The organism is Sulfitobacter sp. F26169L (assembly GCF_026410285.1).
In the GTDB taxonomy this organism is placed as follows: domain Bacteria; phylum Pseudomonadota; class Alphaproteobacteria; order Rhodobacterales; family Rhodobacteraceae; genus Sulfitobacter.
Genome location: NZ_JAPMLP010000007.1, coordinates 23,800 through 48,450 on the forward strand (window position 1 = coordinate 23,800; position 24,651 = coordinate 48,450).

21 protein-coding genes are annotated in these 24,651 nt (G+C 58.7%); 14 read left to right on the top strand and 7 right to left on the bottom strand.

Annotated elements, in window-relative coordinates; genetic code table 11:
- Window positions 1-11 precede the first annotated feature (11 nt).
- Complete coding sequence (locus OS189_RS14445; protein ID WP_267168038.1) at window positions 12-1,208, bottom strand: NAD(P)/FAD-dependent oxidoreductase; 1,197 nt, start codon at window positions 1,206-1,208, stop codon at window positions 12-14.
- A gap of 302 nt (window positions 1,209-1,510) precedes the next feature.
- Between OS189_RS14445 and OS189_RS14450 the strand changes: the two genes are divergently transcribed.
- The 4 genes from OS189_RS14450 (at window position 1,511) to OS189_RS14465 (ending at window position 5,256) form a co-directional block, all read left to right on the top strand.
- On the top strand, window positions 1,511-2,056 hold the full coding sequence (locus tag OS189_RS14450; RefSeq protein ID WP_267168039.1) for a sigma-70 family RNA polymerase sigma factor: 546 nt from the start codon (window positions 1,511-1,513) through the stop codon (window positions 2,054-2,056).
- On the top strand, window positions 2,049-2,753 hold the full coding sequence (locus tag OS189_RS14455; protein ID WP_267168040.1) for an anti-sigma factor: 705 nt from the start codon (window positions 2,049-2,051) through the stop codon (window positions 2,751-2,753). The genes OS189_RS14450 and OS189_RS14455 overlap by 8 nt, the downstream gene beginning before the upstream one ends.
- 392 nt (window positions 2,754-3,145) lie before the next feature.
- The gene (locus OS189_RS14460; RefSeq protein WP_267168136.1) at window positions 3,146-4,771 is read left to right on the top strand and encodes a hypothetical protein; all 1,626 of its coding nucleotides are present in this window, start codon (window positions 3,146-3,148) and stop codon (window positions 4,769-4,771) included.
- Window positions 4,768-5,256 (top strand): hypothetical protein, encoded by a 489-nt coding sequence (locus tag OS189_RS14465; protein WP_267168041.1) that lies wholly within the window; start codon window positions 4,768-4,770, stop codon window positions 5,254-5,256. The genes OS189_RS14460 and OS189_RS14465 overlap by 4 nt, the downstream gene beginning before the upstream one ends.
- On the opposite strand, the gene truA is transcribed toward OS189_RS14465, so the two are convergent.
- Window positions 5,253-6,020 (bottom strand): tRNA pseudouridine(38-40) synthase TruA, encoded by a 768-nt coding sequence (gene truA / locus OS189_RS14470; RefSeq protein ID WP_267168042.1) that lies wholly within the window; start codon window positions 6,018-6,020, stop codon window positions 5,253-5,255. The genes OS189_RS14465 and truA overlap by 4 nt on opposite strands.
- 87 nt (window positions 6,021-6,107) lie before the next feature.
- Between truA and OS189_RS14475 the strand changes: the two genes are divergently transcribed.
- The 6 genes from OS189_RS14475 to OS189_RS14500 all read left to right on the top strand — a co-directional run bounded on the left by OS189_RS14475 (window position 6,108) and on the right by OS189_RS14500 (window position 15,546).
- A complete protein-coding gene (locus OS189_RS14475) occupies window positions 6,108-7,523 on the top strand; it encodes a YcjX family GTP-binding protein (protein WP_267168043.1) in 1,416 nt (471 codons plus the stop codon).
- The gene (locus OS189_RS14480; protein WP_267168044.1) at window positions 7,520-7,969 is read left to right on the top strand and encodes a GNAT family N-acetyltransferase; all 450 of its coding nucleotides are present in this window, start codon (window positions 7,520-7,522) and stop codon (window positions 7,967-7,969) included. The genes OS189_RS14475 and OS189_RS14480 overlap by 4 nt, the downstream gene beginning before the upstream one ends.
- The gene (locus OS189_RS14485; protein WP_267168045.1) at window positions 7,969-8,982 is read left to right on the top strand and encodes a YcjF family protein; all 1,014 of its coding nucleotides are present in this window, start codon (window positions 7,969-7,971) and stop codon (window positions 8,980-8,982) included. Before OS189_RS14480 ends, OS189_RS14485 begins: the two co-directional genes overlap by 1 nt.
- 21 nt (window positions 8,983-9,003) lie before the next feature.
- Window positions 9,004-11,856: a DUF2339 domain-containing protein gene (locus OS189_RS14490; RefSeq protein WP_267168046.1), complete on the top strand. Its 2,853-nt coding sequence runs from the start codon at window positions 9,004-9,006 to the stop codon at window positions 11,854-11,856.
- Between the two features lie 191 nt (window positions 11,857-12,047).
- On the top strand, window positions 12,048-14,966 hold the full coding sequence (gene ileS / locus OS189_RS14495) for an isoleucine--tRNA ligase (RefSeq protein WP_267168047.1): 2,919 nt from the start codon (window positions 12,048-12,050) through the stop codon (window positions 14,964-14,966).
- Window positions 14,967-15,090: 124 nt separating this feature from the next.
- Complete coding sequence (locus OS189_RS14500; RefSeq protein ID WP_267168048.1) at window positions 15,091-15,546, top strand: methylated-DNA--[protein]-cysteine S-methyltransferase; 456 nt, start codon at window positions 15,091-15,093, stop codon at window positions 15,544-15,546.
- Here OS189_RS14500 and OS189_RS14505 read toward each other — a convergent pair.
- From OS189_RS14505 to fsa, 4 genes are all read right to left on the bottom strand, one after another.
- The gene (locus OS189_RS14505) at window positions 15,543-16,241 is read right to left on the bottom strand and encodes a CDP-alcohol phosphatidyltransferase family protein (RefSeq protein ID WP_267168049.1); all 699 of its coding nucleotides are present in this window, start codon (window positions 16,239-16,241) and stop codon (window positions 15,543-15,545) included. The genes OS189_RS14500 and OS189_RS14505 overlap by 4 nt on opposite strands.
- Before the next feature lie 45 nt (window positions 16,242-16,286).
- On the bottom strand, window positions 16,287-17,225 hold the full coding sequence (locus OS189_RS14510) for a tyrosine recombinase XerC (RefSeq protein ID WP_267168050.1): 939 nt from the start codon (window positions 17,223-17,225) through the stop codon (window positions 16,287-16,289).
- Entirely contained in the window at window positions 17,222-17,929 is a 708-nt protein-coding gene (locus OS189_RS14515) for a DUF484 family protein (RefSeq protein WP_267168051.1), read from the bottom strand. The genes OS189_RS14510 and OS189_RS14515 overlap by 4 nt, the downstream gene beginning before the upstream one ends.
- Window positions 17,930-18,183: 254 nt before the next feature.
- Window positions 18,184-18,837, bottom strand: coding sequence for a fructose-6-phosphate aldolase (fsa, locus tag OS189_RS14520; protein WP_267168052.1), 654 nt, complete (start codon window positions 18,835-18,837; stop codon window positions 18,184-18,186).
- A 126-nt stretch (window positions 18,838-18,963) separates the two neighbouring features.
- On the opposite strand from fsa, the gene OS189_RS14525 reads away from it, so the two are divergent.
- From OS189_RS14525 to OS189_RS14540, 4 genes are all read left to right on the top strand, one after another.
- On the top strand, window positions 18,964-21,147 hold the full coding sequence (locus OS189_RS14525; protein ID WP_267168137.1) for a primosomal protein N': 2,184 nt from the start codon (window positions 18,964-18,966) through the stop codon (window positions 21,145-21,147).
- A gap of 150 nt (window positions 21,148-21,297) precedes the next feature.
- A complete protein-coding gene (locus tag OS189_RS14530; protein ID WP_267168053.1) occupies window positions 21,298-22,530 on the top strand; it encodes an MFS transporter in 1,233 nt (410 codons plus the stop codon).
- A gap of 87 nt (window positions 22,531-22,617) precedes the next feature.
- Window positions 22,618-23,490, top strand: a complete 873-nt coding sequence (locus tag OS189_RS14535) for a 50S ribosomal protein L11 methyltransferase (protein WP_267168054.1) — start codon at window positions 22,618-22,620, stop codon at window positions 23,488-23,490.
- Between the two features lie 111 nt (window positions 23,491-23,601).
- The gene (locus OS189_RS14540; protein WP_267168055.1) at window positions 23,602-23,949 is read left to right on the top strand and encodes a hypothetical protein; all 348 of its coding nucleotides are present in this window, start codon (window positions 23,602-23,604) and stop codon (window positions 23,947-23,949) included.
- Between the two features lie 162 nt (window positions 23,950-24,111).
- Here the strand turns inward: OS189_RS14540 and OS189_RS14545 are convergent, their stop codons facing one another.
- Window positions 24,112-24,330 (bottom strand): DUF1127 domain-containing protein, encoded by a 219-nt coding sequence (locus OS189_RS14545; RefSeq protein WP_267168056.1) that lies wholly within the window; start codon window positions 24,328-24,330, stop codon window positions 24,112-24,114.
- Between the last annotated feature and the right edge of the window lie 321 nt (window positions 24,331-24,651).

A 24,651-nucleotide genomic window follows, 5' to 3' on the forward strand; every position in this document is an offset into this window, starting at 1 on the left:
CTGTGCGGCATTCAGATCACGGCAGTTTCAAGGAAAGGCACGCCGCGCGGTGCGCGGTTTACATCAAACGCGCCCAGATCAAGGGAGCGGTATGTACCGTATGCAATCAGTTCGGCAATGCCGCGCCCCATCGCGGGAGATTGCTGCAACCCATGGCCCGAAAAGCCGTTCACAAAGATGAAGTTCGGGCAGCTTTCGGCGCGGCCCAGCAGCGCATTCTGGTCAAGTGTGTTGTAGGCGTAGTGCCCGACCCATTCGTTGACTACCTTGATCGCTTCGAATTGCGGAACACGGGCGGCGATTGTCGGCCAGACCTTGTTTTCCCAAAGGCTGTGATCAAAAGTGAAATCATCGTAAGCAACATCGGTATCGTCATCAGGTGCGGCACCCGCCATATAGTATTTTCCGTCGGTGCGAAAATGCACACCCGAAGGGTCGATAGTAAGTGGCAGATCACGGTCAAGCGGCTGCGCGGCATCAAAGATAAACGTATAGCGTTTGCGCGGCACAACAGGAATTTCCAGCCCCGCCATACGCGCGGTAGCCGCCGCGCGCGGGCCCGAGGCGTTGACGACTGTGCCGCAGGCAATTTCGGTGCCATCCGCCAGTGTCACGCTTTGCACGGCATCGCCTGCGCGTGTAATCGCGGAAACCTCGGCATGGATATACTCGACACCATTCGCGCGCGCACCGCGTTTGAACCAGTCAAACATGGTGCCCCCGTCGAAATAACCCTCATCCACCAGATTATGATTGCCGGCGAGAATGTCATCCAAATGGTAGAAGGGGTAGGCGGCGGCGATTTCATCGCGGCTCATGTGTTTTGTGCCTGCACCCAGACTGTGCTGCACGGCCTGTGTCTGTTTCAGGGTTTGCGCGAATTCGGGCGTGTCGGCCAGATACATATAGCCAAAGCTGTGGATCGTCAGATGCGGCACGTCGGGGTTGCCGCCCATGTAGGTGCGGAAATTCTTGATAAACTCTGCGCCGAACTGGCTGACCGATATGTTGGTTGCATTGCTGAACTGCTGCCGGATGCAGCTGTTCGTGTGCGAAGTTGAAGCATAGGTATAGGTTGGATCACGTTCCACAACCAAAACGCGCCCGTCAAATCCGGCCATCTGCGTCAGCCACCACGCCACGGAAGAGCCAAAGACAGCGCCGCCGATGATCACCACATCATAACTGGAACGGGAAGGGGTATGCATGGCGTCGCTCTGCGGTTGTTTCGATGGGGTGAGGATAATCATGTCAAACCGTAGATGCCCAGTGGTTTTCTGTCCGAAAATGTCGCGCGATCGTGCGCAGGGTTTTGCGGTTGCGGTATCAGGTCCGGCCAGGCTGTTGTTGTCTTGCACAAATATCCTGCGTGCGCGTCTATCGACAGCACCCGGGCGGTTCAGCCTGACCGCTTTCAACGAATTGCAAATGTCCGGCAATATCATCCGCGCATTTGACATTGCGATCCAATGCGTCACTTTCAAATCCTTAGGGTAGCGGGTGTCATTGAATGGAACGTCACGAAATCGAAACGCTGATTGGTCGGGTCGCACTGAATGACCGTGCAGCTTTTACCCTGCTTTACGATGCTACCTCTGCGAAACTTTTCGGTGTCTGCCTGCGTGTGTTGAACAATCGCGCCGCAGCAGAGGATGCCATGCAGGACAGCTTTGTTAAAATCTGGAAGAACGCCGGGCGGTATCAGGCCAATGGGCTCAGTCCGATGACCTGGCTAATCACGATCGCACGAAACACAGCGATCGACCGGATACGCGCAACCCGCAAGGGGCATCAGGACATTGACACTCCCGGGCTGGAGCTGGCGGCGACAGGGGCAGGGCCCGAAGCGCTGGCTGTTGCGGGGGCTGAGGCGAAGCGGCTGGTGAACTGTCTGGATGAACTGGCAGAGGATCGCGGTGCTGCCGTGCGCGGCGCGTATCTTGACGGGCAAACCTATGCAGAGCTTGCGGCAGCTTTTTCAGTGCCGATCAATACGATGCGCACGTGGTTGCGCAGGGGGCTTATTTCCCTCAGGGAGTGTATGCGCCGTGAGTGATTTTTCCGATATAGACGACGTACCCCAGCCCGAAGGGGCCGACCTTCTTGCAGCAGAGCTTGTTCTGGGCCTGCTCGAGGGTGAAGAGCGTCTTGCCGCGCAGCGCAGGGTGGCCAGTGACGTTGAATTTGCAGCGCTGGTTGCCGCATGGCAGGAACGTATGGTCGCCATGACCGACAGCATCGAACCGGTGGTGCCGCCCAAGCGGGTAAAAAAGCGTTTGATGAAAGCGCTGTTCAACGCGCCTGCTGTGCCGCTCTCCGAACGTATCTGGGTGTGGAAAGGTCTTAGCTTTGCCGCGATTGCGTTGGCGGCTTATTTGGGCATTCAGCAATTGGGGCCGGAACCGCCGGTTGCAGGTGACGTGCTGTACGCCACGCAGCTGACGGGCGAAACAGTGCCCCTACAGGTGTTGGCGGTACTTGATCCCTTGCGCGGTGATCTTACCGTCAGCCGTGTCGCGGGCGAAGAGGCGCGCGGACGGGCATTCGAACTCTGGGCGATTCTACCGCAGCAGGCGCCGGTATCTTTGGGCGTTCTGCCTGTTGACGAAAAAATGCGCGTGGTCTTGCCGAATGATTTACGCAGCCGCGCTGCTGAAATCACGCTGGCAATATCTGACGAACCGCAAGGCGGCTCCCCTACAGGTGCGCCTACAGGGGCTGTGCTGGCAGCATCCGCCGTCACGGAAATTTAAAACGGAAGATATGCCAACCTGTTGAAATCTATACTTTGCGCATGTGCGGTTAATCCGGCATGCGCTGTTGGGCCGCAGTGATAACTTGGTTCGGCATGTTGATTTAAGACCATCAAAGATGTGCAAACCTCTCTTGTATGAGTGTCTGCAATTATCGCTGCATTAGCATTGCGGAATTGGTTTTCGGTGCTGGTTGGATTCGTTTTTTCTGGACCGGCGCATAACACATGGTCATCAATAGAGTATGGATGCACCTGTGATCGACGCTTTGCACCGCGCTTGCGCTAGGCCTGATGTTCTCAGGCGTGGTTTTAACGCGGCTTGGCTGTTCCGGTTTGTTTCAACAGGTCGAGGGTGATGGAGTGAAGAACTTTATTGCTCCCCTACCGCAAATGCCGTTGCGCCCCCCCGAAGAGGTGATGCGCCTTTCGCGTTTGGGGTCGATGTTTCCGACGCGTCTGTCGTTTTTGCGCTGCCTTATCCGCCGCCTGTCTGATGAACAGGCGCAGGTGAGCCAGCACGTCTGGCAGATGTGCGACAATGGATTTGGCCATGCTGTATTCAGCATCGATCTAGGGGGCTTTACCTATTCGCTGGTTGCTGTTTCAACCGATCTGCCAGCGGAATTGCGGACGGATCGTGCGATCGCTACCGCGTGGGATAGTGCCTATGTCTTGTTTGACGGTATTCCCGATGCAGATGACATCACGCGGATCGTGAAAAATGCCCCCCTGCAAGAGGCAGGCCGGTTCGGGCCGCGCGATCTGGTGTTAAGTCGTGCAAACAAATCTGTCCGCCTGTTCGATCATGTCACACAGGCACTGCGCGCCGGACGCCAGCCCGACGCAGAACTGATCCGTGATATCGGCTATCTGATGCGCACAACCGCTGTCTATGGCAACGGCAAATTCGGCATCGCGGATCGGGCCAGCTACGATACCCGTCCCGGACTGGGCGGCCCGTTTGCCGCTGAAATGCTGACGGTCTGGCTGATCCGGCATTTCACCCACGCGCTGGCAGAACACGTTGGGCGCGGCACGCTTGACCGTGAAACCAAGCGGCATCTGGGGGTTGGGAACTCCACAGGGCTTGGCATGGCACCCTTTCTGGTGACCCATCCGGTGCTGTTGAACAACTGGATGATGGCGCGCGAAACGGCGCTGGCGCGTGTGTGCGCGGTGACACATCTGACAGAGGCGCAGATCGCGCGGTTGGGGGTATTGGCGGCGCGCGCCAGCGCGCATCTGGCGCAGTGGACTGTTTCCGATAACGCCCATCAAGCCCGCATCGAACTGTTGGGCGAGGATTGGGCGAATGCGGTTGCTGTGCTGACCCCACAGGCACTGGCGCGCGAAATGCCCGTTTGTGCTGCCATGCAGTCCGTCCGGAAGATGAGCAAGGATGTTCAGGAATTGATGGCGGCGCTGCTGATAGAGCCGTTCGGCGATTTGGTCGACGGGTTGGCCGATAGCATGGCCGATCCGTTCGGGGCCTATGCGCCGTGCCTGCCAGACACGGAGGCGCTGCGCGCGCAGATCAAGCAGTCGTTCGGTTGGGCGCTGGACGTGGATTATGCGCAAAAAGATAACTGCGGTCAGTTCTGGTATGTCTCCGAGGCCAAAATGGAGCCGCGACTGGGCCAGCGTTTCGAGGAAGACGGCGCTTTGATGGAGACACCGTTAGACATCGCGCGCCGCGTACAGGCGGCCTATGCTGACCTGCCTGACACTGCCGAACGGGTCAGCGGGTTTCTGGCCCGTCATCCCGACCACGCCCTTGCAGTCGAGCGTGTGACGCTTGCAGCCACTTACCCCTACGCTGAAATCCGCGATAATCTGATTTCGCAGAAATGCTTGCCTGTCGATATGCTGCGCTGCAAACTGTCCTTTTTCGGCGCCTCCAAATTCGACCCCAAGTCGGATCGCTGGACACGGATTAATCTGTGTCAGGGTGCGCCCCTCGCGGACGAGCTGAACTGGGACGCAGACGATTGGTGGCTGCCGGTGTTTGCTGCATGAACTGCTCGGCAAACGAAGTCATGATGCTGGCCGCCAAGGCCGCGCGCGGGGCGGGTGCGCCCCCTGCGCAGGCGGCACGGTTCGGAGTGGCGGCAGCGGCGCATTTGATGGCGGGGCGTGATGATGGGGTGTTGGGCCGTGCGCTGGCCGCACTGCCAAAAGGTGCAATCATCGAATTGCCGCTGGCCATCAATTGTATTGAAGAGCGCGCAGAGCAGGGCCGGGCATGCGGTGCGCTGCATGGCTTTGAGCGCAGCCTTGTCCAAAGCTATGTTTCGACCTTGCCCTACACAGCTGCTCTGAATGACGATGACATCCTGCGCATTGACCTGACAAAACCGGCACAGCGGACGCCGGTGCAGCGGATTGATCTGTGTGACGAAATCTATCTTGGGTGGGCCGCACTGGCGGCGCGTATTCTGGTGCCGGAAAGCGCTGCATCGCGCCAGTCCGGCGCGGGTGCCGGTCTAAGCGATAACGATTAGGCGAAGGGCGATGTTTCATAGGTGACGCTTGCAAGATACAGCCCGTGGGGCGGCGACACAGGCCCGCAAGCCGCGCGGTCCCGCGCCTCTAGCGCGGCTTTTACATCCGCCGGCTTCAGCGATCCACTGCCCACCCGCTCCAACGTCCCGACAAAGCTGCGCACCTGATTGTGTAGAAACGAGCGCGCGCGCACGTCGAGGCGTATTTCCAGGCCGTACTCTGTCTCGACCTCGAAAATATCCAGTTTATCCAATGTCTTGATAGGGCTTAGCGATTGGCAGATGGTGGAACGGAATGTCGTAAAGTCATGCTGGCCCAGCAAATGGCTTGCCCCTTCCTGCATCGCGGCCAGATCCAGCTTTTGCTTTACCTGCCAGACCCGGCCTTTTGTCAGGGTCAACGGTGCGCGGCGGGGCAGGATGCGAAAGAGATAGCGCCGCTCCAGCGCGGAGAACCGCGCGTGGAACGTATCCGGCACAATGGCACAATCCACAATCGCCACCGGATGCGGCTTGATGTGGTAATTCAACGCTTCGGACAGGCGGAAGGGCGTCCAGTCGCGCGCAAGATCGACATGGGCCACCTGCCGCAAGCCGTGAACGCCTTTGTCTGTCCGCCCCGCCGCTGCAATGTTGTGGGTGCCCTTCTCCAGCCGCGCCAGCGCAGCCTCGATCGTTCCCTGCACCGAGGGGTGATCGGCCTGACGCTGCCATCCGTGGAACGGCGCGCCGTCATATTCAACTGCAAGTACATAGCGTGGCATAAAAGGGGCTTTATCGCGGGTGCTGCCCTGTGGCAATCCCTGTGGAACCGCCCTATGTAAGACCCAACAAAAAGGGCATGAACGCGCGTGGTACTTTCTCAAATCGCCGACGGCATCTGGCGGCAGGTCGAAGCCGTGCAGGATACAGTTTCGGAAACCTTCTTCGAGCCGGTGATCCGGCTGGGTGTGACGGGGCTTGCCCGATCGGGCAAGACGGTTTTCATCACGTCGCTGGTGGCCAATCTGATGGATCGTGGCCGGATGCCCGCGCTTGTCGCGGCAAGCGAAGGGCGGATCGAGGCGGCGTTTCTACAGCCCCAGCCAGACGATACGATCCCGCGTTTCGAATACGAGGCACATCTGGGCGCGCTGACCGCCGGTTCACCCAGTTGGCCCGACAGCACCCGCGCAGTGTCCGAATTGCGGCTGAGCCTGCGGGTAAGACCAAAGGGGCTGCTTTCGGGATTGCAGGGGCCGCGCACCGTGCATCTGGATATTGTCGACTATCCTGGCGAATGGCTGCTGGATCTGGCGCTGCTGGATTTGAGTTATGATCAATGGAGCGCGCAAACGCTGGGCCGCATCGCCCCGCGCGAGCAAGCGCGCGAATATCTGGCGCTGGTCGCGCAAACAGATGCACAGGCACCACTTGAAGAGCCGCAGGCCAAGGCATTGGCGCATAGCTTTGCCGCGTATTTGACGCAGGCGCGCGCCGACGGCTTTTCCGATTGCACACCGGGGCGGTTTTTGTTGCCCGGCGATCTGGCCGGATCACCGGTGCTGACATTTGCACCGCTGCCCGCCAGCAGCGCAGACAATCGCAAAAGCCTGCGTCGGGAAATGGCCCGCCGCTACGAGGCCTACAAGCGCGAAGTGGTCAAGCCGTTTTTCCGTGATCACTTTGCCCGTATCGACCGTCAGGTTGTGCTGGTGGATGCGCTGGGCGCAATCAATGCAGGCCCCCCAGCGGTCGAAGACCTGCGCGCAGCGATGAGTGAAACCCTCGCCGCGTTCCGGCCCGGACGAAACAGTTTCCTCACCGGTTTGCTGGGCGGCAGGCGGGTTGAGAAAATTCTGTTTGCGGCGACCAAGGCAGATCATTTGCACCACAGCCAGCACGCGCAACTGACGGCGATTATGGAGGCGCTGACCCGTGATGCGCGTGAGCGGGCGCGATTTGCCGGGGCCAAAACGCAGGCGCTTGCCATTGCTTCCCTGCGCGCGACCACCGAAGCGACGATGACACACGAAGGAGCAGAACTGAATGTCGTGCGCGGCACCCTGCTTGAGACAGGCAAACAGGCCGCATTCTATCCCGGTGATCTGCCCGATGATCCGGGGGCCTTGCTGAACCCTGCACGGACGGGGGCGCAAAAATGGCTTGATGCAGATTACCAGATTATGCGCTTTGCGCCTTCACCGCTTACCTTGCGCCCCGGTGACGGGCCGCCGCACATCCGGCTGGACCGCGCCGCAGAATTTTTGATTGGAGACCGGTTATGAGCGTCGTCACAATCCGCCCTGCACGCACGCTGGATGCAGGTAAATTGGCTGATATCATGGGGGCGGCCAACGCGCAGCTTGGATGGCTGCCAAAGCTCTACAGCGGTGCAGAAGAAATTATGCTGGTGGGCGATATGATTGCCGCCGGTTGGGTGCGCACGGCCTATGTGGACGACGCGCTTGCCGGATTTATTGCCCGCAAGGGGACCGAGATTCACGGGTTGTATCTGCGACCGCACTTGCAAGGGCAGGGGGTGGCGCGCAAATTGATCACGGATGCGCAGCGCAACGCAAATAACCTGGGCCTGTGGAGCTATCAGGCCAACGAACGCGCGACGCGATTCTACGGCAAGGCCGGATTTGGAGAGATTAGCCGCACGGATGGTGAGGGCAATGATGCCAAACTGCCGGACATCCGGTTCGAGTGGCAAAGGGAGAATGGCTGATGGCCAAGGGCCCCGTACTTTTTGATCTGGATGACGAAGCGGGCACGCGTCCCTCTGTGGCGGATGCGCCGCCCGTAAATGATATTGGCGAACCGGACGCGCCGAAGGGGCAGGCGATGCAGATTGCGGCGCGTTTGGCCGCGCGCAAACCTTCGCGGCTGACGCGGCTGTTCTGGGGCCTGTTGGCGGCGCTGATCGGTGCGCTGGTATCCGTCGCGGCGTGGAATTTCATCACCGATCTCATGGCGCGGTATCCGCTGGTCGGCACGGCGATGTCCGTTTTGCTGGGCGCGTTTTTGCTGGTGCTGGCGCTGGTTGCGCTGCGTGAACTGGCCGCCATTGGGCGTTTGGGGCGGCTGGATGGCTTGCGTCACAGTGCGGTTCAGGCACTTGCCCACCAAGATCTTGCTGCCGCGCGCGATGTAACCGACCGGCTTGTGCGCTTGTACAAGGGCCGCGAGGACACGCGCTGGGGCCGTGAGCGTCTGGCGGAATTGCGCGAAGACCAGTTCGACGCGGCGGCGTTGCTGGCCGTTGCCGAGACCGAAGTGCTGGCGCCGCTGGATGCTGCCGCTCAACGTGAAGTCGAAGCGGCGGCGCGGCAGGTTGCAACCGTGACCGCGCTGGTGCCACTGGCGCTGGCAGATGTTGCTGCCGCGCTTACGGCAAATCTGCGGATGATCCGGCGTATTGCCGAAGTTTACGGCGGGCGCTCCGGCTTTTTCGGCAGTTGGCGGCTGACCCGTGCGGTGCTGTCGCATTTGGTGGCAACGGGCGCAGTCGCGGTGGGCGATGATATGATCGAACCGATCCTCGGGGGATCGTTGCTGGCAAAGCTCAGCCGCCGGTTTGGCGAAGGGCTGGTGAACGGTGCGTTGACCGCGCGTGTCGGCGTGGCCGCGATGGAGGTCTGTCGCCCGCTGCCTTTTACCCCTGCCGCACGACCCAGAGTACGCAAGATAATCGCGCGCAGTCTCGGTGGATTGTTCAGTAAGTCGGACAAGGAAAGCTAGGGTTTCCATAATTTGCATGGCATGGCTGCGCGGTTAGGTTATCAGAACGCAAAGACAGAAACGGGATACGAGCAGATGGAAGCCCTTTTGGTATTTTTGGCACTTGTGGTGCTGGCCATTCCCGTAACGCTGGTTGTGTTGGTGATCGGCCAATCGGGTCTGCGCAGACGTCTGGAAGACGCGGAGCGTGAGATCAAGGCGCTGCGCCGTGGCAGTGTTGCAGCGCAAACAAATGTCACGCCTTCAACCGCATCGCAGCCCGTAGCACCAAAACCCCCAGCCGCAGACCCCGAGCTTGCGCCTGCAATCCCGCGCGACTCTGGCCCAACCCCCGAGCCACGGGCGCAAGCGCGAACCGCGCCGCCGCCTATTGTCGAGGCATCTTCACCGCCCCCGCGGGCGCCATCACCTATCGCCCAGGCTCTCTCAAACCTCGGGCCATGGCTTCAGCAGAACTGGTTTTATGCAGTTTCGGCGGCATCGCTGGCACTGGCGGGGATATTCCTTGTGCAATACGGCATGGAAAACGGCCTGCTGCCGCCGCGGGCGCGTGTCGCCGCGGCACTTGCCTTTGGCGCGGCGCTGATCGGTGTGGGCGAGTTTATTCGTCGCCGCTTTGGCGATGATGCGGGTTCGGCCACGGCCTATCTGCCTTCGGTGTTTTCCGGTGCAGGGATCGTTACATTGTTCGGGGCAATCCTGTCGGCGCGTATGCTGTATGACCTGATCGGCGGTGGAGCAGCGATGGGCGGCATGGTGATTGTTGCACTGATCGCGATTGTTCTGGGCTGGATGCACGGGCCGCTATTGGTGGCGGTGGGTGTCATCGGTGCGTATGGTGCGCCGGTTGTGCTGGGCAATTCCAACAGTGATCCCAGTCCGTTGTTCGGCTATTTCGCGGTTGTCGCTGTACTGGGACTGGGCGTGGATACAATCCGGCGCTGGGGCTGGATATCTGCGCTGACGCTTTTTCTGGCATATCTTATGGGCCTTGCCATTGTGCTGGACGGACGCGGCGCAACTGCCTGGACGGGGCAGTTGTACTTTGCAACACTTGCGCTGCTGGCCATCCTGATCCCTGCACGCAGCTTTTCACCCGATCATGCTGGCCCGCCAGCGATGCTCGGGGTACTGGGGCGGATGACCATCGGCGCAAAAGCACGCGGTGTCCACTGGCCATCCTTCCCCACGCTGATGGCATTTTCCAGCGTCGCGGCAAGCTGTGTGATTCTGCTGATCCTCTGGAAGCCGGGGGAGGCGGAGATCTGGCTCAGTGTTGGTCTGCTCACCGTGCTGAGCGTTGTGCTGATCGGTTGGTCCGGCCGGGCGCCGGCATTGCAGGATGCGGCATTGCTGCCGGCCCTTACCTTGTTGCTGTCGATCTTTGCGCAGGCGGAAAACCGGCGCATCAGCTACACCCGCTTTACCCAGACCTATAGTGAGAATGTCGAAGCGGTCTTTCCTTGGGTAATCACGATCCTGGTGGGCATCGGCGTGGCCATTTCGTTTGTTGCGATATGGCGTTCCCTGCGCGGGGGGCAGTTTGGCGTGATCTGGGCCGTGGTTGCCGCAGTCTATGCGCCCGCAATGGCCATTGTGCTGGAGGCAAGCTGGCACCCTGCGAAAGTGATCGGCCCTTATCCGTGGGCCCTTCACGCGGCTGCGCTGGCGGTGCTGATGGCATTGTTTGCCGAGCGGTTTGCCCGCCATGACGGGGCGGCCCGCCTCAGGGTCAGTTTTGCGGTGATGTCTGCATTATCGTGTATGGCGTTCGCTTTCGTGATTGTGCTGAGTTCGGTTGCGTTGACGGTGGCGCTGGCCGTCACGGTTGTTGCTGCTGCCGCGCTGGACCGCCAATGGAGCCTGCCACCGCTGGGCTGGTTCATCGCAGTTGGTGTTGTGACACTTGGCTATCGTCTGGTGGTCGATCCGGGGCTGCAATACGGCGCAGAGGGGCCGCTGGGCGGTGTTCTGCTGGCTTATGGCGGCACGTTGGTTGCGTTTGTTGCCGCGCTGTGGCTGTTGCGCCCGCTTGCGCGCAGGACTGCGCAGGTCATGCTGGATTCTGCTGCATGGTCAACCGCTGGCCTGTTGGTCAGTCTGCTGCTGTTGCGCTGGATCGAAAGCGCAGTGGGGAGATCCTATGTCGATACACACTGGAGCCTTGGCCTGAATGCGGCGATCTGGCTCGGGCTGGCGCTGGCGCAGGTGCAACGCACCGAGGGTCGCACAAGCGCCCTGCTGGACAAGATCCGCTGGGGATTGGCGGGAGTGTTTTCCGTGATCGGTGTCAGCGCGCTGGCAATTGCGCTGAGTGATCAGAACCCGCTGCTGATTGGTGGCGAAACAAGCTTTGTCTTTGGCCCGGTGCTGGTCAACACGCTGGCTGCGGCTTATGCGTTGCCTGCGCTGGTGCTGCTGCTGGGGGCGTGGCGGCTGGTCAGGATTGATCACCGTTTGCGTGTTGTACTCGCGGCGGCTGGTGCTGCGCTGCTGGCGTTCTGGGGCTTTGCCGTCATCCGCCATTTCTGGCAGGGGGGCGATGAAATGCGCCTGACCTTCGGTATATCGCAACCCGAACAGTACACCTACACAATCGTGCTGCTTATTGTCGGGGCCGGTCTGTTCTATCAATCGCTTGCGCGTCGTTCTGCGGTGATCCGCAAGGCGGGGCTGGTGGTGATCGGTCTGGCTGTGGCCAAGGTATTCATGATCGACATATCCGATCTGGATGGCCTGACGCGGGTATTCTCGCTGCTGGTGCTGGGCCTGTCGCTGGCGGCCCTTGCATGGCTGAACCGCTGGGCGCAGGACCGTGACCGCACAGCAGAGGGTGGCACAACCGGACCGCCTGATTTGCCCGCACAGGAGTAGCCCTGTCTTCAAGACACGCTTGCCCCCTCTGGCCTGCGCGCTTATAAGCCCGTCAAGATGACAGTTCACCTGATCATACAGCGAATTACTTCCCCGGCGCTCAGCCTGTCCTGAGCTGCCGGGCAAAGGTGTTTGAACCGCTCGCACCGCTTCCCTGATTTTGAAATTTCCGACCATAAAGGACGCGCCACATGTGTGCCGACACTCCACAGACACCAGAATATAAATCCACCCTGAACCTGCCAAAGACCGATTTTCCAATGCGCGCCGGCCTGCCCAAGCGCGAGCCTGCGTGGCTGGAGCGGTGGGAGCAGATCGGCATCTATGACCGCCTGCGCGAAAAGGCCAAGACCGAAGCGCGCAAGCCGTTTACCCTTCACGATGGCCCGCCCTACGCCAACGGCCATTTGCATATCGGTCATGCGCTGAACAAAACCATCAAGGATATGATTGTGCGCAGTCATCAGATGATGGGTTTTGACGCACGCTATATCCCCGGCTGGGATTGCCACGGCCTGCCGATCGAATGGAAGATCGAAGAGCAGTACCGCAAGAAGGGCCGCGATAAGGACCAGGTGCCAATCAATGAATTCCGCGCCGAATGTCGCCAGTTTGCCGCCGGTTGGGTAGATATTCAGCGCGAAGAGTTCAAACGCCTTGGCATCACAGGCAACTGGGAAAACCCCTATCTGACGATGGATTTCCACGCCGAGCGCGTGATCGCAGAGGAATTTATGAAATTCCTGATGAACGGGACGCTGTATCAGGGATCAAAGCCCGTGATGTGGTCACCGGTCGAGCAGACCGCACTGGCGGAGGCCGAGGTCGAATATCACGACAAGGAGAGCTTCACGATCTGGGTGAAGTTCAACGTTGTGGGCACGGGGGATGCGACGCTGGATTCGGCAAAGGTTGTGATCTGGACGACAACACCGTGGACAATGCCAAGCAACAAGGCCGTTGTTTACGGCGCGGGCATCTCTTACGGCCTGTACGAGATCACGGGCCGTCCCGAGGAAAGCTGGGTCAAGATCGGCGATCGCTATCTGCTGGCGGATAATCTGGCCGAGGGCGTGCTGACGGCTGCGCGGCTTGATGAGACGATGTACCGCCGCTTGTGCGATGTGAGCCAGGATGATCTGGCAAAGATCAAATTGCAGCACCCGCTGGCCGGTGCCGAGGGCGCGGACGGAGAGTGGGACGACCTGCGTGATTTCCGCGCGGCTGATTTTGTGACCGATACCGAAGGTACGGGGTTTGTGCATTGTGCGCCAAGCCACGGTCTGGAGGAATATGACCTTTACCGCGAGCTGGGGATGTTGGGGCAGGTGATCACCTATAACGTGAACCCCGATGGACGTTACCGCGATGACCTGCCGTTCTTTGGCGGCAAGGCGATCCTCAAGCCTAACGGCAAGGAAGGCAACGCCAACGCCGCCGTCATCGACAAGTTGGTCGAGGTGGGCGGCCTGCTGGCACGTGGCAAGATCAAACACAGCTACCCGCACAGCTGGCGCTCCAAAGCGCCGGTGATCTATCGCAACACGCCGCAGTGGTTTGCTGCAATCGATAAAAAGGTCGGTGATGGTCAGGACCAGCACGGCGAAACCATCCGCGAGCGTGCGCTGACCGAGATTGATAACGTTAAATGGACTCCGAAATCGGGCCGCAACCGACTGCATGCGATGATGGAGGCACGCCCCGACTGGGTGCTGTCGCGCCAACGCGCATGGGGTGTACCGCTGACTTGTTTTGTACGCAAAGGTGTCCTGCCCACAGACGAAGAGTTTTTGCTGCGCAATGCAGAAGTGAACGCGCGTATCGTTGAGGCATTCGAGGCCGAGGGCGCGGATGCTTGGTATGAAGATGGCGCGAAAGAGCGTTTCCTGAGCGGCATCGTCAACCCTGACGACTACGATCAGGTGACCGACATTCTGGATGTGTGGTTTGATTCCGGCTCGACCCACGCCTTCACCCTGCGCGACCGCGAGGACGGATCGGAAGACGGGATCGCTGACGTTTACATGGAAGGCACCGACCAGCACCGTGGCTGGTTCCACTCGTCACTGTTGCAGTCGTGCGGCACCTACGGGCGTGCGCCTTATCGGCAGGTCGTGACCCATGGTTTCACGCTGGATGAAAAGGGCATGAAGATGTCCAAATCTGTCGGCAATACAATTGTGCCGGAAAAGATCATCGAGCAATACGGCGCGGATATCCTGCGTCTTTGGGTGGCGCAGACCGATTATACCGCCGACCAGCGGATCGGGCCGGAAATTTTGAAAGGCACTGCCGACAGCTATCGCCGCTTGCGCAATACCATGCGTTACATGCTCGGCTCATTGCCCGATTTCGATGCGGCGCGCGCTGTGCAAGCCGAAGACATGCCAGAGCTTGAGCAGTTGATGCTGCACAAGCTGGCGGTGCTGGATGGTGTGGTGCGCGACGGCTATGCAAGGTTTGATTTTCAGGGTGTGTTCCGCGCGATATTCGATTTCGCAACGCTGGACCTGTCGTCCTTCTATTTCGACATCCGCAAGGATGCGCTGTATTGTGATGGCGATACAACGCGCCGCCTGTCTGCGCTGACGGTGCTGGACCACCTCTATGCGCGGCTGACCACATGGCTGGCCCCGATTCTGCCGTTCACAATGGAGGAAGTCTGGCTGGAGCGTAACGGAGCCGACACATCGGTGCATCTGGAGGATTTCCCCGCCACGCCTGACAACTGGCGCAACGATGCTTTGGCCGCGCGGTTTGAAAAAATCCGCATGGTGCGGCGCGTAGTGACAGGCGCGCTTGAAGCGCAGCGCACGGCAAAGGTGATCGGTTCGTCACTTGAGGCCGACCCGACCGTATATCTGGATGCGGAGCTGGCGGAAGTGATGCCGGATGCGGATACATTCGCCGATCTGTGCATCACCAGCCAGATTACGCTGATCGCCGAGGATGCGCCTGCTGATGCCTTTACTTTGCCCGACATCACAGGCGTTGGCGTGACATTTGCCAAAGCGGACGGGGACAAATGCGCGCGCTGCTGGAAGGTGTTGCCGGACGTTGGCACGCACACGCACGACGCAGTATGTGCGCGGTGTGATGGCGCGCTCTGAGCGGGTTACCGACTAATGATAAAAGGGGCAGGCACGGGTCTGCCCCTTTTCTGGTTTAACATGCGGCGGCTCAACCCGCATAAACCGGATTGAGCATTGGCATTGCCACAGCCATATTGGCCTGATGAAAACATGCACTGTCCCTACGCAATTCGGCGATCTGGTCCTGACACAGGATGGCCGGCACATCACCAAGCTTGGCTGGGGGCAGGCCCCGCGTGAGGACAGTACAGATCTGTTGGACGAAGCGCGTCGCCAGTTATTGGCCTATGACGCCGGAGCGTTGGAAGTATTTGATTTGCCGTTGCGCGTGCAGGGGTCGGATTTCCAGCGCGCGGTTTGTGCTGCGATGTCCGCGATTCCGTTCGGCGATACCTGTACCTACGGCGATATTGCCAAACAGCTTGGCGTGCCTGCGCAATCGATCGGGCAGGCCTGTGGTGGCAATCCGATTCCGGTGATTATTCCCTGCCACCGTGTAATGGGCGCAAAGGGGCTGACAGGGTTTTCCGGCGCAGGCGGGGTTGAAACGAAAGTCGCGCTGTTACGCCACGAGGGTGCTGGCGGTTTTCTGATCTAGATGTCTTTGCCATCATACATGATTTGTTGCGCGATCCCGGCAAACAGCAAATAGATCGACGTAATCACCAACCCCCACGCGGCCCAGCTTTCGGGATGAAAGTTTACCCAAGCGGCCCAGCCAGCAAAAAATGTCCACGCTATTGCCATTGGCAGCGTTACAGCGCGCCAGCGCTCTGTGCGGACGGGGTGAACAAATTTCAGAGGGATAAACATGGTGATTGAAAGGAAGGTCACCAGAACGAGGCTGATATACCACGGCACGTTGAGCGCAAAGATCACCAGCACCAGCATGTTCCAGCATCCGGGAAAGCCGGAGAAAGAGTTGTCTTTTGTCTTCATGCGGTTGTCTGCAAAATACATCGCGCTGGCAAAGGTAACGATGATAATCATCAACCACCCGCTCCATCCGTCCATAAGGCCGGATTTGAACAGGGCAAAGGCGGGGATAAAGACATAGGTGAGGTAATCAATGATCAGATCCAGCAGCACGCCGTCAAATTCGGGTGCGTTGGATTTGACATCGTATTTGCGCGCCAGCGGCCCGTCGATACCATCCACAAAGAATGCAACAACCAGCCACAAGAACATCATGTCATATCGCGCATCCACAGCGGCAAGCATGGCAAGCATGGCGAAAACGGCACCTGTCGCGGTGAGCAGGTGAACAGCGAGGGCTTTTTGAGTGATAGTCATAAGGGTGTCTCGCAAATCAGGGGCGGGGATGCAAAAGGAAAAATATCAGGCGCGCGGATGCGCACGGTTGTAAACTTCCATCAGGCGCAGCGTGTCAACCGCAGTATAGGCCTGTGTGGTCGAAAGGGATGCGTGGCCCAGCAATTCCTGAATGGCGCGCAGATCTCCACCGGCATCCAGCAGGTGGGTAGCAAAGCTGTGGCGCATGGCGTGGGGCGTGGCGCTGGCGGGCAGGCCTAACTGCATACGCGCGCTGGCCATGACTTTCTGGATCGCCCCGGCGGACAATGCGCCGCCTCGGACACCGCGAAACAGTGGTTCCTTGGCTTGTTGCGGGTGAGGGCAGACGCGCAAATAGGCATCAACTGCATCACGCGCAGCAGGAAGAACCGGCACAACACGTTCCTTGCCCCCCTTGCCGACAATACGCAACACATCGGGCAGCGGCGCATCGGCGCCACACAGGCCAAGTGCTTCTGATATGCGCAAGCCACAGCCCCAAAGCAGCGTCAAAACTGCAACATCACGCGCGGCCACCCATGGATCGCGGGCTTGGGTTTCGACGCAGCTGATCAACTCGCGCGCGGCATCAACGGCCAGCGGGCGCGGCAGCTTTTTGGTAAATTTCGGCGAGCGGGTGGCCAGAACGGCCGTAGGTTCAAATCCTTCACGCTCGGCCAGCCAGCGATAGAACGCTTTTACCGCGGATAGTTTGCGTGCAAGGCTGCGCGGCCCCACATCGGCGCTGCGGGTCTGCGCCATCCATGAACGCATATCGCTCACGGTGATCTTTGCCAGTGCGCCGAGGCCAGAGGTGCCCCCGTGATGCACACTGATGAAGGCCAGAAATTCGGTCACATCGCCGCGATAGGCGGTCAGCGTATTTTCTGCGGCCCCTTTCAGGGCGCGCTGTTGGTCCAGCCACGTTTGCAGCGCGTCCCGCGCAGCGGGAGAAATGGCAAGCGTATCTTGCGGCGTGCTCAAGACAGCCAGCGGCGCATCGAACGCTCGAAAACGCCGGTAAAGAACGCCAACAGATCGGTGCCTTGCTGTGGGCCGAACATATGCGGATCTTCGGACCCCAGAACCAACAGGCCGGGCAGGCGGCCTGCGCCAAAGTCCAGCTTCAGGCAGGCTTCGGACCTGATCCATTCCGCATTCGGGCCATAAATCATCTCGGAGGCATCCTGCACCGAGCGCAGGGTGACCTGCCGCACGGCACCGCCGCGCCCCTGGCTTAGATAATTGTCAATGAAACCGGGTTCGGCCACGCTCAGCACTTCGCCAAGGCGCTGCACGGCGGGGTCGCTGTCATTCTGAACTGATTCGAGAACCAGCTTGGCGGCATCGACGCGCAGAATATCCGCCACTTCGCCGCCCAGATCGCGCAGAAATGTCTCGAACTCGACCGGATCAAGCATACGGAGAATCGCACGGTGTATCTGGTTGGTGCCTGCAAGATTCTCGTAGGCTGCGGCGATAACACTGCGGTGGGTGTCTTCCAGACGGTCAAGCCGTGTCTCCAGCCGTTCCATCGCGATGCCGCGTAGATCGACGATATTACCGCCCATCGCTTTTTCATTGGCAGCGATCAGGGCCTGCATGACATCACTGTCGTCCAGAATCACATCGGGTTGCGAAATGATCGCCTCGCGTAGGGCGTCTTCAATCTTTGGGCTGCTGCTCATGCTGCTCTCGTGTTGTTTTGTGGCTCTATAGCACGGCAGATTTCGGTTTTCTGCCCTTTTTTGGATGTCGGTGCGCAAACGTGCTAAAATTGCCGTTCATCAGGACGGCGTGAATGACACATTGCCCTGATTTTGCAAGCAATACTCGTGTGGAGGTGGTGCAGGTCACAAACACATCCGGACAACCCTGCACCACATTTTGCGTTAAAACGGGACCATTTGCGCGACCTGCCAGGGGGCCTCGCCAGGCGCGTTTACAGAATTTTCTGGCCGGTCTTTTCCCAGTCTTTCATAAACTGCTCCAGACCTTTGTCCGTCAGCGGGTGGGTGGCCAGCTTGCGGATCACTTCTGGCGGCGCGGTCATCACATCGGCGCCAACCAGCGCACATTCGCGCACATGCCCGACAGAGCGGATGGAGGCCGCGAGGATTTCTGTGTCAAACCCGTAGTTGTCATAAACTGTGCGGATATCTTCGATCAGGTCCATGCCATTCAGATCGATGTCATCCAGACGGCCGATAAAGGGCGAGATGAACGTCGCACCGGCTTTGGCCGCAAGCAGCGCCTGATTAACAGAAAAACACAAGGTCACGTTTACCATTTTACCCTCATCCGACAGTACCTTGCAGGCTTTCAGGCCATCCCATGTCAGGGGCAGTTTAACGGCGATGTTATCCGCGATCTCGGCCAGTTTGCGGCCCTCGGCAATCATCGCGTCTGCTTCCATAGCAACAACCTCGGCAGAAACGGGGCCGGAGACGATGTCACAGATTTCCTTGGTCACTTCGAGAATATCGCGGCCTGATTTCAGGATCAGCGAGGGGTTAGTTGTCACCCCGTCGACCATGCCCAGATCGTTCAGCTCGGCGATGTCCTTGATTTCGGCAGTATCAACAAAAAATTTCATATCTGGTCCTTCACGGTTGGAATGGGGCGCAGGGCGGTTATGTTGGGCCAGAGATTGGCACATGTTCCATGACGCTGATAGCCCCCGTTCCCCTCAGGCGCAAGGAAGCCACGGTTGTCCCCAAGTATGTTCTTTGATGAAGGTATGCTGGTTTCTGTGTTGACGACACAGCCGCTGGACCGTGCGCTGGATTATAAAGCGCCCGAAGGGGGCTGCCATCTGGGTGCATTTGTCGAAGTGCCGCTGGGGCCGCGCAAGGTGATTGGCGTGGTCTGGGGTGCGGGGCAGGGAGATTATGATTACAGCAAAGTCCGCTCGGTTCTGCGGGTGCTTGACGCAGCACCAATGCGCGCTGAAATGGTCAGCTTTCTTGAAAAATCCGCCGCGTACACACTGACACCGCTCAGCGCGATGCTGCGCCTTACCACCCGCGCCCCGGGATTGGGCGATCCGCCCTCGATGCGCAAAATATACCGGCGCGGCACAGGGGAGCCTGACCGCATGACGCCTGCGCGCACCAAGGTTCTGGAAACGCTCAGCGAATACGGGGATTTGTCCTTCACCCTCAAGGAACTGGCAGAGATGTCGGGGGTGACGTCTTCGGTGATCAAGGGGCTGGTCAAGCAGGACGTAGTCTATGAGGAAGACAGCCCGCGCGACTTACCGTTTCAGCGGTTGGACCCTGATTTGCCAAGCAAGGAACTAACGCCGGATCAGGCGGCGGGTGCAGCGATGCTGGCTGCGGGGGTGGCATCGGGTGAGTATGGTACAACGCTGCTGCGCGGTGTAACCGGATCGGGCAAGACCGAAGTTTATCTGGAAGCGGTGGCAGCGGCCCTGCGTGCGGGACGGCAGGCATTGGTGTTGCTGCCGGAAATTGCCCTGACGGCCGAATTTTACACCCGCGTGCAAGCGCGCTTTGGCGCAAAACCCGCCGAGTGGCATTCCGGTGTGACGATGACAGAGCGGCGGCGCATCTGGCGGATGGTCGGCCAGGGGCAGGCGCAACTGGTGATCGGCGCACGCTCGGCGCTGTTTTTGCCGTATCAGAACCTTGGTCTGATTGTCGTCGATGAGGAGCATGATACCTCTTACAAGCAGGAAGACGGTGTTTTGTATAATGCGCGGGATATGGCGGTGCTGCGTGCCTCTATCTGCGGGGCGCATGTGGTGCTGGCATCGGCCACCCCATCACTGGAAAGCTGGGCGAATGCGCAATCGGGCAAATATGCCAAACTGGAACTGACATCGCGTTTCGGACCTGCGGTAATGCCGACAATGGGCACGATAGATATGCGCAGCGAAGGTCTGCCCTCGGATCGCTGGATATCGCCCAAACTGAAATCCGAAGTCGATGCGCGGCTGGCGCGGGGCGAGCAGGCGATGCTGTTCATCAACCGCCGCGGCTATGCGCCGGTGACCCTGTGCCGTGCCTGCGGCCACCAGATCGGCTGTGATGATTGTGATGCGAAAATGGTGGAGCACCGTTTTCTCAAGCGTTTGATCTGCCATCAATGCGGCGAGAGCAAGCCGATGCCTACTGTCTGCCCTTCCTGTGAGGCGGAGGACAAACTGGCGCCTGTCGGGCCGGGTGTGGAGCGGTTGGGCGAGGAGGCGCACGTATTGTGGCCTGATGCGCGTATCGCGACGCTGAGTTCGGATATGTACGGGTCGGCGCGCGCATTGAAAGCCGAGATTGCAGGCATCGCGCAAGGATCGGCGGATATCATCATTGGCACGCAACTGGTCGCGAAGGGGCATAATTTTCCCAAGTTGACACTGGTGGGTGTGATTGATGCGGATCTGGGCCTGACGGGCAGCGATCTGCGTGCGGCGGAACGGACGTTTCAATTGATGCGGCAGGTTGCGGGGCGCGCTGGGCGTGCCGAAGCCCCCGGAACCGCACTTTTGCAGACCTATCAGCCTGATCATCCGGTCATTCGCGCGATTCTGGCAGGGGATGAGGAAGGTTTCTGGAAAGCGGAAGCCAAAGAACGGATGCAGGCAGGGATGCCGCCCTATGGCCGACTGGCGGGGATTATTCTAAGCGGGCCGGATGTGGCCGCAGTATTTGATGCCGGCAATCAGTTGGCGAGAAACGATCGTGCCTTGCGTGACGTTGGAGCGCAGGTCTACGGACCTGCACCAGCCCCGATTGCGCGGGTGCGGGGGCGTCACCGCGTAAGGCTGTTGGTCAAGGCGGATAAAAATGTGGCCCTGCAACGGGCGCTGGGCATTTGGGTGAGCCAGATCAAACTGAAGGGTGATTTGCGCCTTGCAGTCGATATTGATCCGCAGAGTTTCTATTGATCGTAGTGTTTTCGGCCCCGACCGGCGCAACGATCTGTTTATCGGGAAGCAAAACGCGATGGCTGTGCGGGTTGAAGAGTGCACCTTCGCACGGATAATGTTCGGTTTATTCCTATCGCTTTTGTCTGATCGCGGGCGTAAAGCTGGGCTATGATAGATTTTCTGACCCTTGATGACGCCAAAAACCAGCCGTTGTGGCGCCGCCCCGTAGCGCTGTTGTTTCTAATGGCGATGGCGATGCCGGTAGCGTTTTTCACATGGTATGCGCTGCTTAATAATTTTGTTCAGGAGGTCGCGCAATTTGACGGTGCGGACATTGGCCTGCTGCACACAATCCGCGAAATACCGGGATTTCTGTCGTTTCTGGTGATTTTTCTGATCATCATCGTGCGTGAGCAGGTGTTGGGGCTTGTCTCGCTAATTTTGCTGGGCGCAGCGACTGCTGTGACGGCGTGGTTTCCGCAATTGACAGGAATTATGATCCTGACATTTCTCAGCTCGGTCGGGTTTCACTACTATGAGACGGTGAACCAGTCGCTGCAGTTGCAATGGTTGCCGCGAGAGCGCGCGCCGCAAATTCTGGGCTGGCTTATGGCGACCGGATCGGCGGCGACGTTCTGCGTTTATTTTGTGATTATGGTCCTTTGGGAGCCTCTGGGGCTGACCTATAACATCGTCTTTATGACAGGTGGCGGTATTACAATGGGTATTGCGCTGTTCGCCCTGCTTGCCTTTCCGCAATACGAAAGCCCGCATCCGCAGATCAAGCGGCTGGTGCTGCGTAAGCGGTATTGGTTGTATTACGCGCTGCAATTCATGTCCGGCGCGCGTCGACAGATATTTATGGTATTTGCCGGATTTATGATGGTCGAAAAATTCGGCTTTGCCGTGCATGAGGTTGCGGGCCTGTATCTGGTCAATCTGGTTCTGAACATGCTGATCGCGCCATTGCTGGGGCGCATCGTCGGCCGGTTTGGCGAGCGTAATGCGCTGATGTTTGAATATACCGGTCTGGTGTGTGTGTTCCTTGCCTACGGCGGTGTGTACTTCTTTGACTGGGGATTTCAGGTGGCCGCAGTGCTTTACGTGCTGGATCACATGTTCTTTGGTCTTGCTTTGGCATTGAAGACGTATTTCCAGAAGATCGGTGCGCCGGGTGATATGGCGCCCACTGCGGCAGTCGCGTTTACCATCAACCACATTGCGGCGGTGTTTTTACCTGTGACCTTGGGGCTTTTGTGGCTGGTGTCGCCTGCGGCGGTGTTTTTGCTGGCGGCGGGGATGGCGTTTGTATCATTTGTGCTGTCCACCCTGATCCCCCGCCACCCCGACACGGGCAATGAAACGGTATTTGTGGCACGCAGGCTGAAAGCGGCAGAGTGAACAGGCTAACAGCACGATGACATAGTCACACTTGACGCGCCATGCGCGCGGCCCTACCCGAACGCTGACATAAACAGGAGCCGATAGATGCCGACCTTTACCGCATTGACCACGCTGAGCGGCCGTGATGCTGCCTATAAGCTAGGCGAAGCTATGGAAGCGTTGACCCCTGAACCCACGGGGGTAGGGGTTTTCGAGATGGAAGACGGATCCGGCTTGTGGGAAGTTGGAGGGTATTTTGAGGAACGCCCCGACGAGACTGCCCTTGCGGTGCTGGCAACGGCGATGGACGCAAAGACGTTTGTCGTGTCCGAGTTGCCGGAGACAGATTGGGTCGCCCATGTGCGCCGTGAGCTTGCCCCGGTCGAGGCAGGGCGGTTTTTTGTCTATGGCTCCCATGATTCGGACAAGGTGCCGGATAATTGCGAGCCGTTGTTGATTGAGGCCGCAATGGCGTTTGGTACAGGACATCATGGTACTACGCTGGGATGTTTGCGCGCGCTCGACATGTTGGCGAATGACGGCTTTGTCGGACGCCGCGTGGTCGACATCGGTTGTGGCACGGCAGTATTGGCGATGGGTGCTGCGCGGATCTGGGACGATCCGGTGCTGGCGTCCGATATTGACGAGGTCGCGGTGGATGTTGCCCGCGCCAACGTAACTGCAAACGGTCTGGAGGGGCGGGTGAACTGTGTCGAGGCGGCGGGTTTTGATCATCCCTCGCTTGCAGCCGCAGCCCCTTTTGATCTGGTTTTTGCCAACATCCTGAAAGGCCCGCTAATTGCGCTGGCACCGGACATGGCGGCAGCCATGTCAGAAGGGGCGTATGCGATTCTATCTGGCGTCCTGAACGAGCAAGCCGATGAAGTGATTTCGGTTTATGCAAAATTCGGCATCAATCTGCATCATAGGGAGAGCATTGGTGACTGGACGACAATTGTGCTTCGGAAAATCAACTAGAATTAACCCTATTTATGGTGAATCCGCCGCATTTGCCCAAATTTTGCCACATTCTGTGACTAAAACTTTTCCCAACAACGGTGGGGGCTGTTGTTAAGAGAGACCACTGCCATGGTTTACACAAGAGAAGACTTTAATGCCCGTGTCGGTAACGTAGATAAGAAGCAATCGCGTCTGGTCCGCCGCGGCTATACCACCCGTGTTGATAAAAACGGCATGATTATTGCCAAGCCGAAATCGATGCGGCTGCGGTTTCCTGTCAAGGGTGCGTTTCTGCTGGTTCTCAGTTTCCTATGTTTTAAGGCGTTTATGCTGTTTGCAAACGGTCCTGACACGTATCAGGACCGCTTGGCGACCTTGCAAAACGGCAATTTCATCGAAATCTTGGGGGCGCGTGTTCTCGCCATTGATCCTGCGACGCAATTTATTGTCGATCATGTAGGACCTTTCTTGCGCTAGGTTATTGGATACCGCTGTGGCCAAGCTTTCCGGGGGGAGAGGCGGCTACAGCGGGTGTATGCACAGGGCTTTTGTGCACAAAAGGGCCGCACCGGTATTTCCAGTGCGGCCCTTTAATAAATTGCGATAAAAATCGGTGGCGCCACAGCGCCACCTGATTTCTTAGCGGATCATTGTGCTGCGTGCGACGCTATCGATGTCGCCACGGTCAAGCCCGATGTCAGCCAGTTCACGGTCTGTCAGGTTTGACAGCGCTTTGCTGGTAACGCGTGCATCGTTCCATGCGCTGAATGAATTCGCCAGATCGGCTGCAAAGGCAGAAACGCGGTTTGCAAATGTCGCAACGCCGTAGGTTGTGCGGGTAGTGTCAAAAGTAGCCATTGGAGCCGTCCTTCTATTTTGGGGTTGTGCCGGTTTCCCCGACGCCATGGGGGGCAGATAGGCCGCAAAATGATTTCGGGCAAGGGACGAGTATGCACAGCTGATATGCGCTGTCTGCATGGCGTCATTACCTGCTAAATTACCGAAAATGTTGTGAAAATCAAGCTCGAAAAGTGTCGTTATTGGTGCGCGGAGTGTCGTATTTTGCTGTGGTGCAGCGCCTGATGTCTGTTGGCGACATTGCGGTGTCGCGATTGGGGGTGCGATCAAAAGATGTATGCAATGTTCGCCTTTCGTGCTACTGCATCCAAAAAGCAACAA

Excerpts from the sequence above, each read along its gene's own strand:
- OS189_RS14450 (WP_267168039.1), top strand. The coding sequence starts at position 1,511 with ATGGAACGTCACGAAATCGAAACGCTGATTGGTCGGGTCGCACTGAAT.
- OS189_RS14445 (WP_267168038.1), bottom strand. The coding sequence starts at position 1,208 with ATGCATACCCCTTCCCGTTCCAGTTATGATGTGGTGATCATCGGCGGC.
- OS189_RS14480 (WP_267168044.1), top strand. The coding sequence starts at position 7,520 with ATGAGCGTCGTCACAATCCGCCCTGCACGCACGCTGGATGCAGGTAAA.
- OS189_RS14525 (WP_267168137.1), top strand. The coding sequence starts at position 18,964 with ATGTTCTTTGATGAAGGTATGCTGGTTTCTGTGTTGACGACACAGCCG.
- OS189_RS14515 (WP_267168051.1), bottom strand. The coding sequence starts at position 17,929 with ATGAGCAGCAGCCCAAAGATTGAAGACGCCCTACGCGAGGCGATCATT.
- ileS (WP_267168047.1), top strand. The coding sequence starts at position 12,048 with ATGTGTGCCGACACTCCACAGACACCAGAATATAAATCCACCCTGAAC.
- truA (WP_267168042.1), bottom strand. The coding sequence starts at position 6,020 with ATGCCACGCTATGTACTTGCAGTTGAATATGACGGCGCGCCGTTCCAC.
- OS189_RS14490 (WP_267168046.1), top strand. The coding sequence starts at position 9,004 with ATGGCTGCGCGGTTAGGTTATCAGAACGCAAAGACAGAAACGGGATAC.
- OS189_RS14535 (WP_267168054.1), top strand. The coding sequence starts at position 22,618 with ATGCCGACCTTTACCGCATTGACCACGCTGAGCGGCCGTGATGCTGCC.
- OS189_RS14460 (WP_267168136.1), top strand. The coding sequence starts at position 3,146 with ATGCCGTTGCGCCCCCCCGAAGAGGTGATGCGCCTTTCGCGTTTGGGG.
- OS189_RS14540 (WP_267168055.1), top strand. The coding sequence starts at position 23,602 with ATGGTTTACACAAGAGAAGACTTTAATGCCCGTGTCGGTAACGTAGAT.
- OS189_RS14485 (WP_267168045.1), top strand. The coding sequence starts at position 7,969 with ATGGCCAAGGGCCCCGTACTTTTTGATCTGGATGACGAAGCGGGCACG.
- OS189_RS14505 (WP_267168049.1), bottom strand. The coding sequence starts at position 16,241 with ATGACTATCACTCAAAAAGCCCTCGCTGTTCACCTGCTCACCGCGACA.
- OS189_RS14545 (WP_267168056.1), bottom strand. The coding sequence starts at position 24,330 with ATGGCTACTTTTGACACTACCCGCACAACCTACGGCGTTGCGACATTT.
- fsa (WP_267168052.1), bottom strand. The coding sequence starts at position 18,837 with ATGAAATTTTTTGTTGATACTGCCGAAATCAAGGACATCGCCGAGCTG.
- OS189_RS14530 (WP_267168053.1), top strand. The coding sequence starts at position 21,298 with ATGATAGATTTTCTGACCCTTGATGACGCCAAAAACCAGCCGTTGTGG.
- OS189_RS14465 (WP_267168041.1), top strand. The coding sequence starts at position 4,768 with ATGAACTGCTCGGCAAACGAAGTCATGATGCTGGCCGCCAAGGCCGCG.
- OS189_RS14500 (WP_267168048.1), top strand. The coding sequence starts at position 15,091 with ATGAAAACATGCACTGTCCCTACGCAATTCGGCGATCTGGTCCTGACA.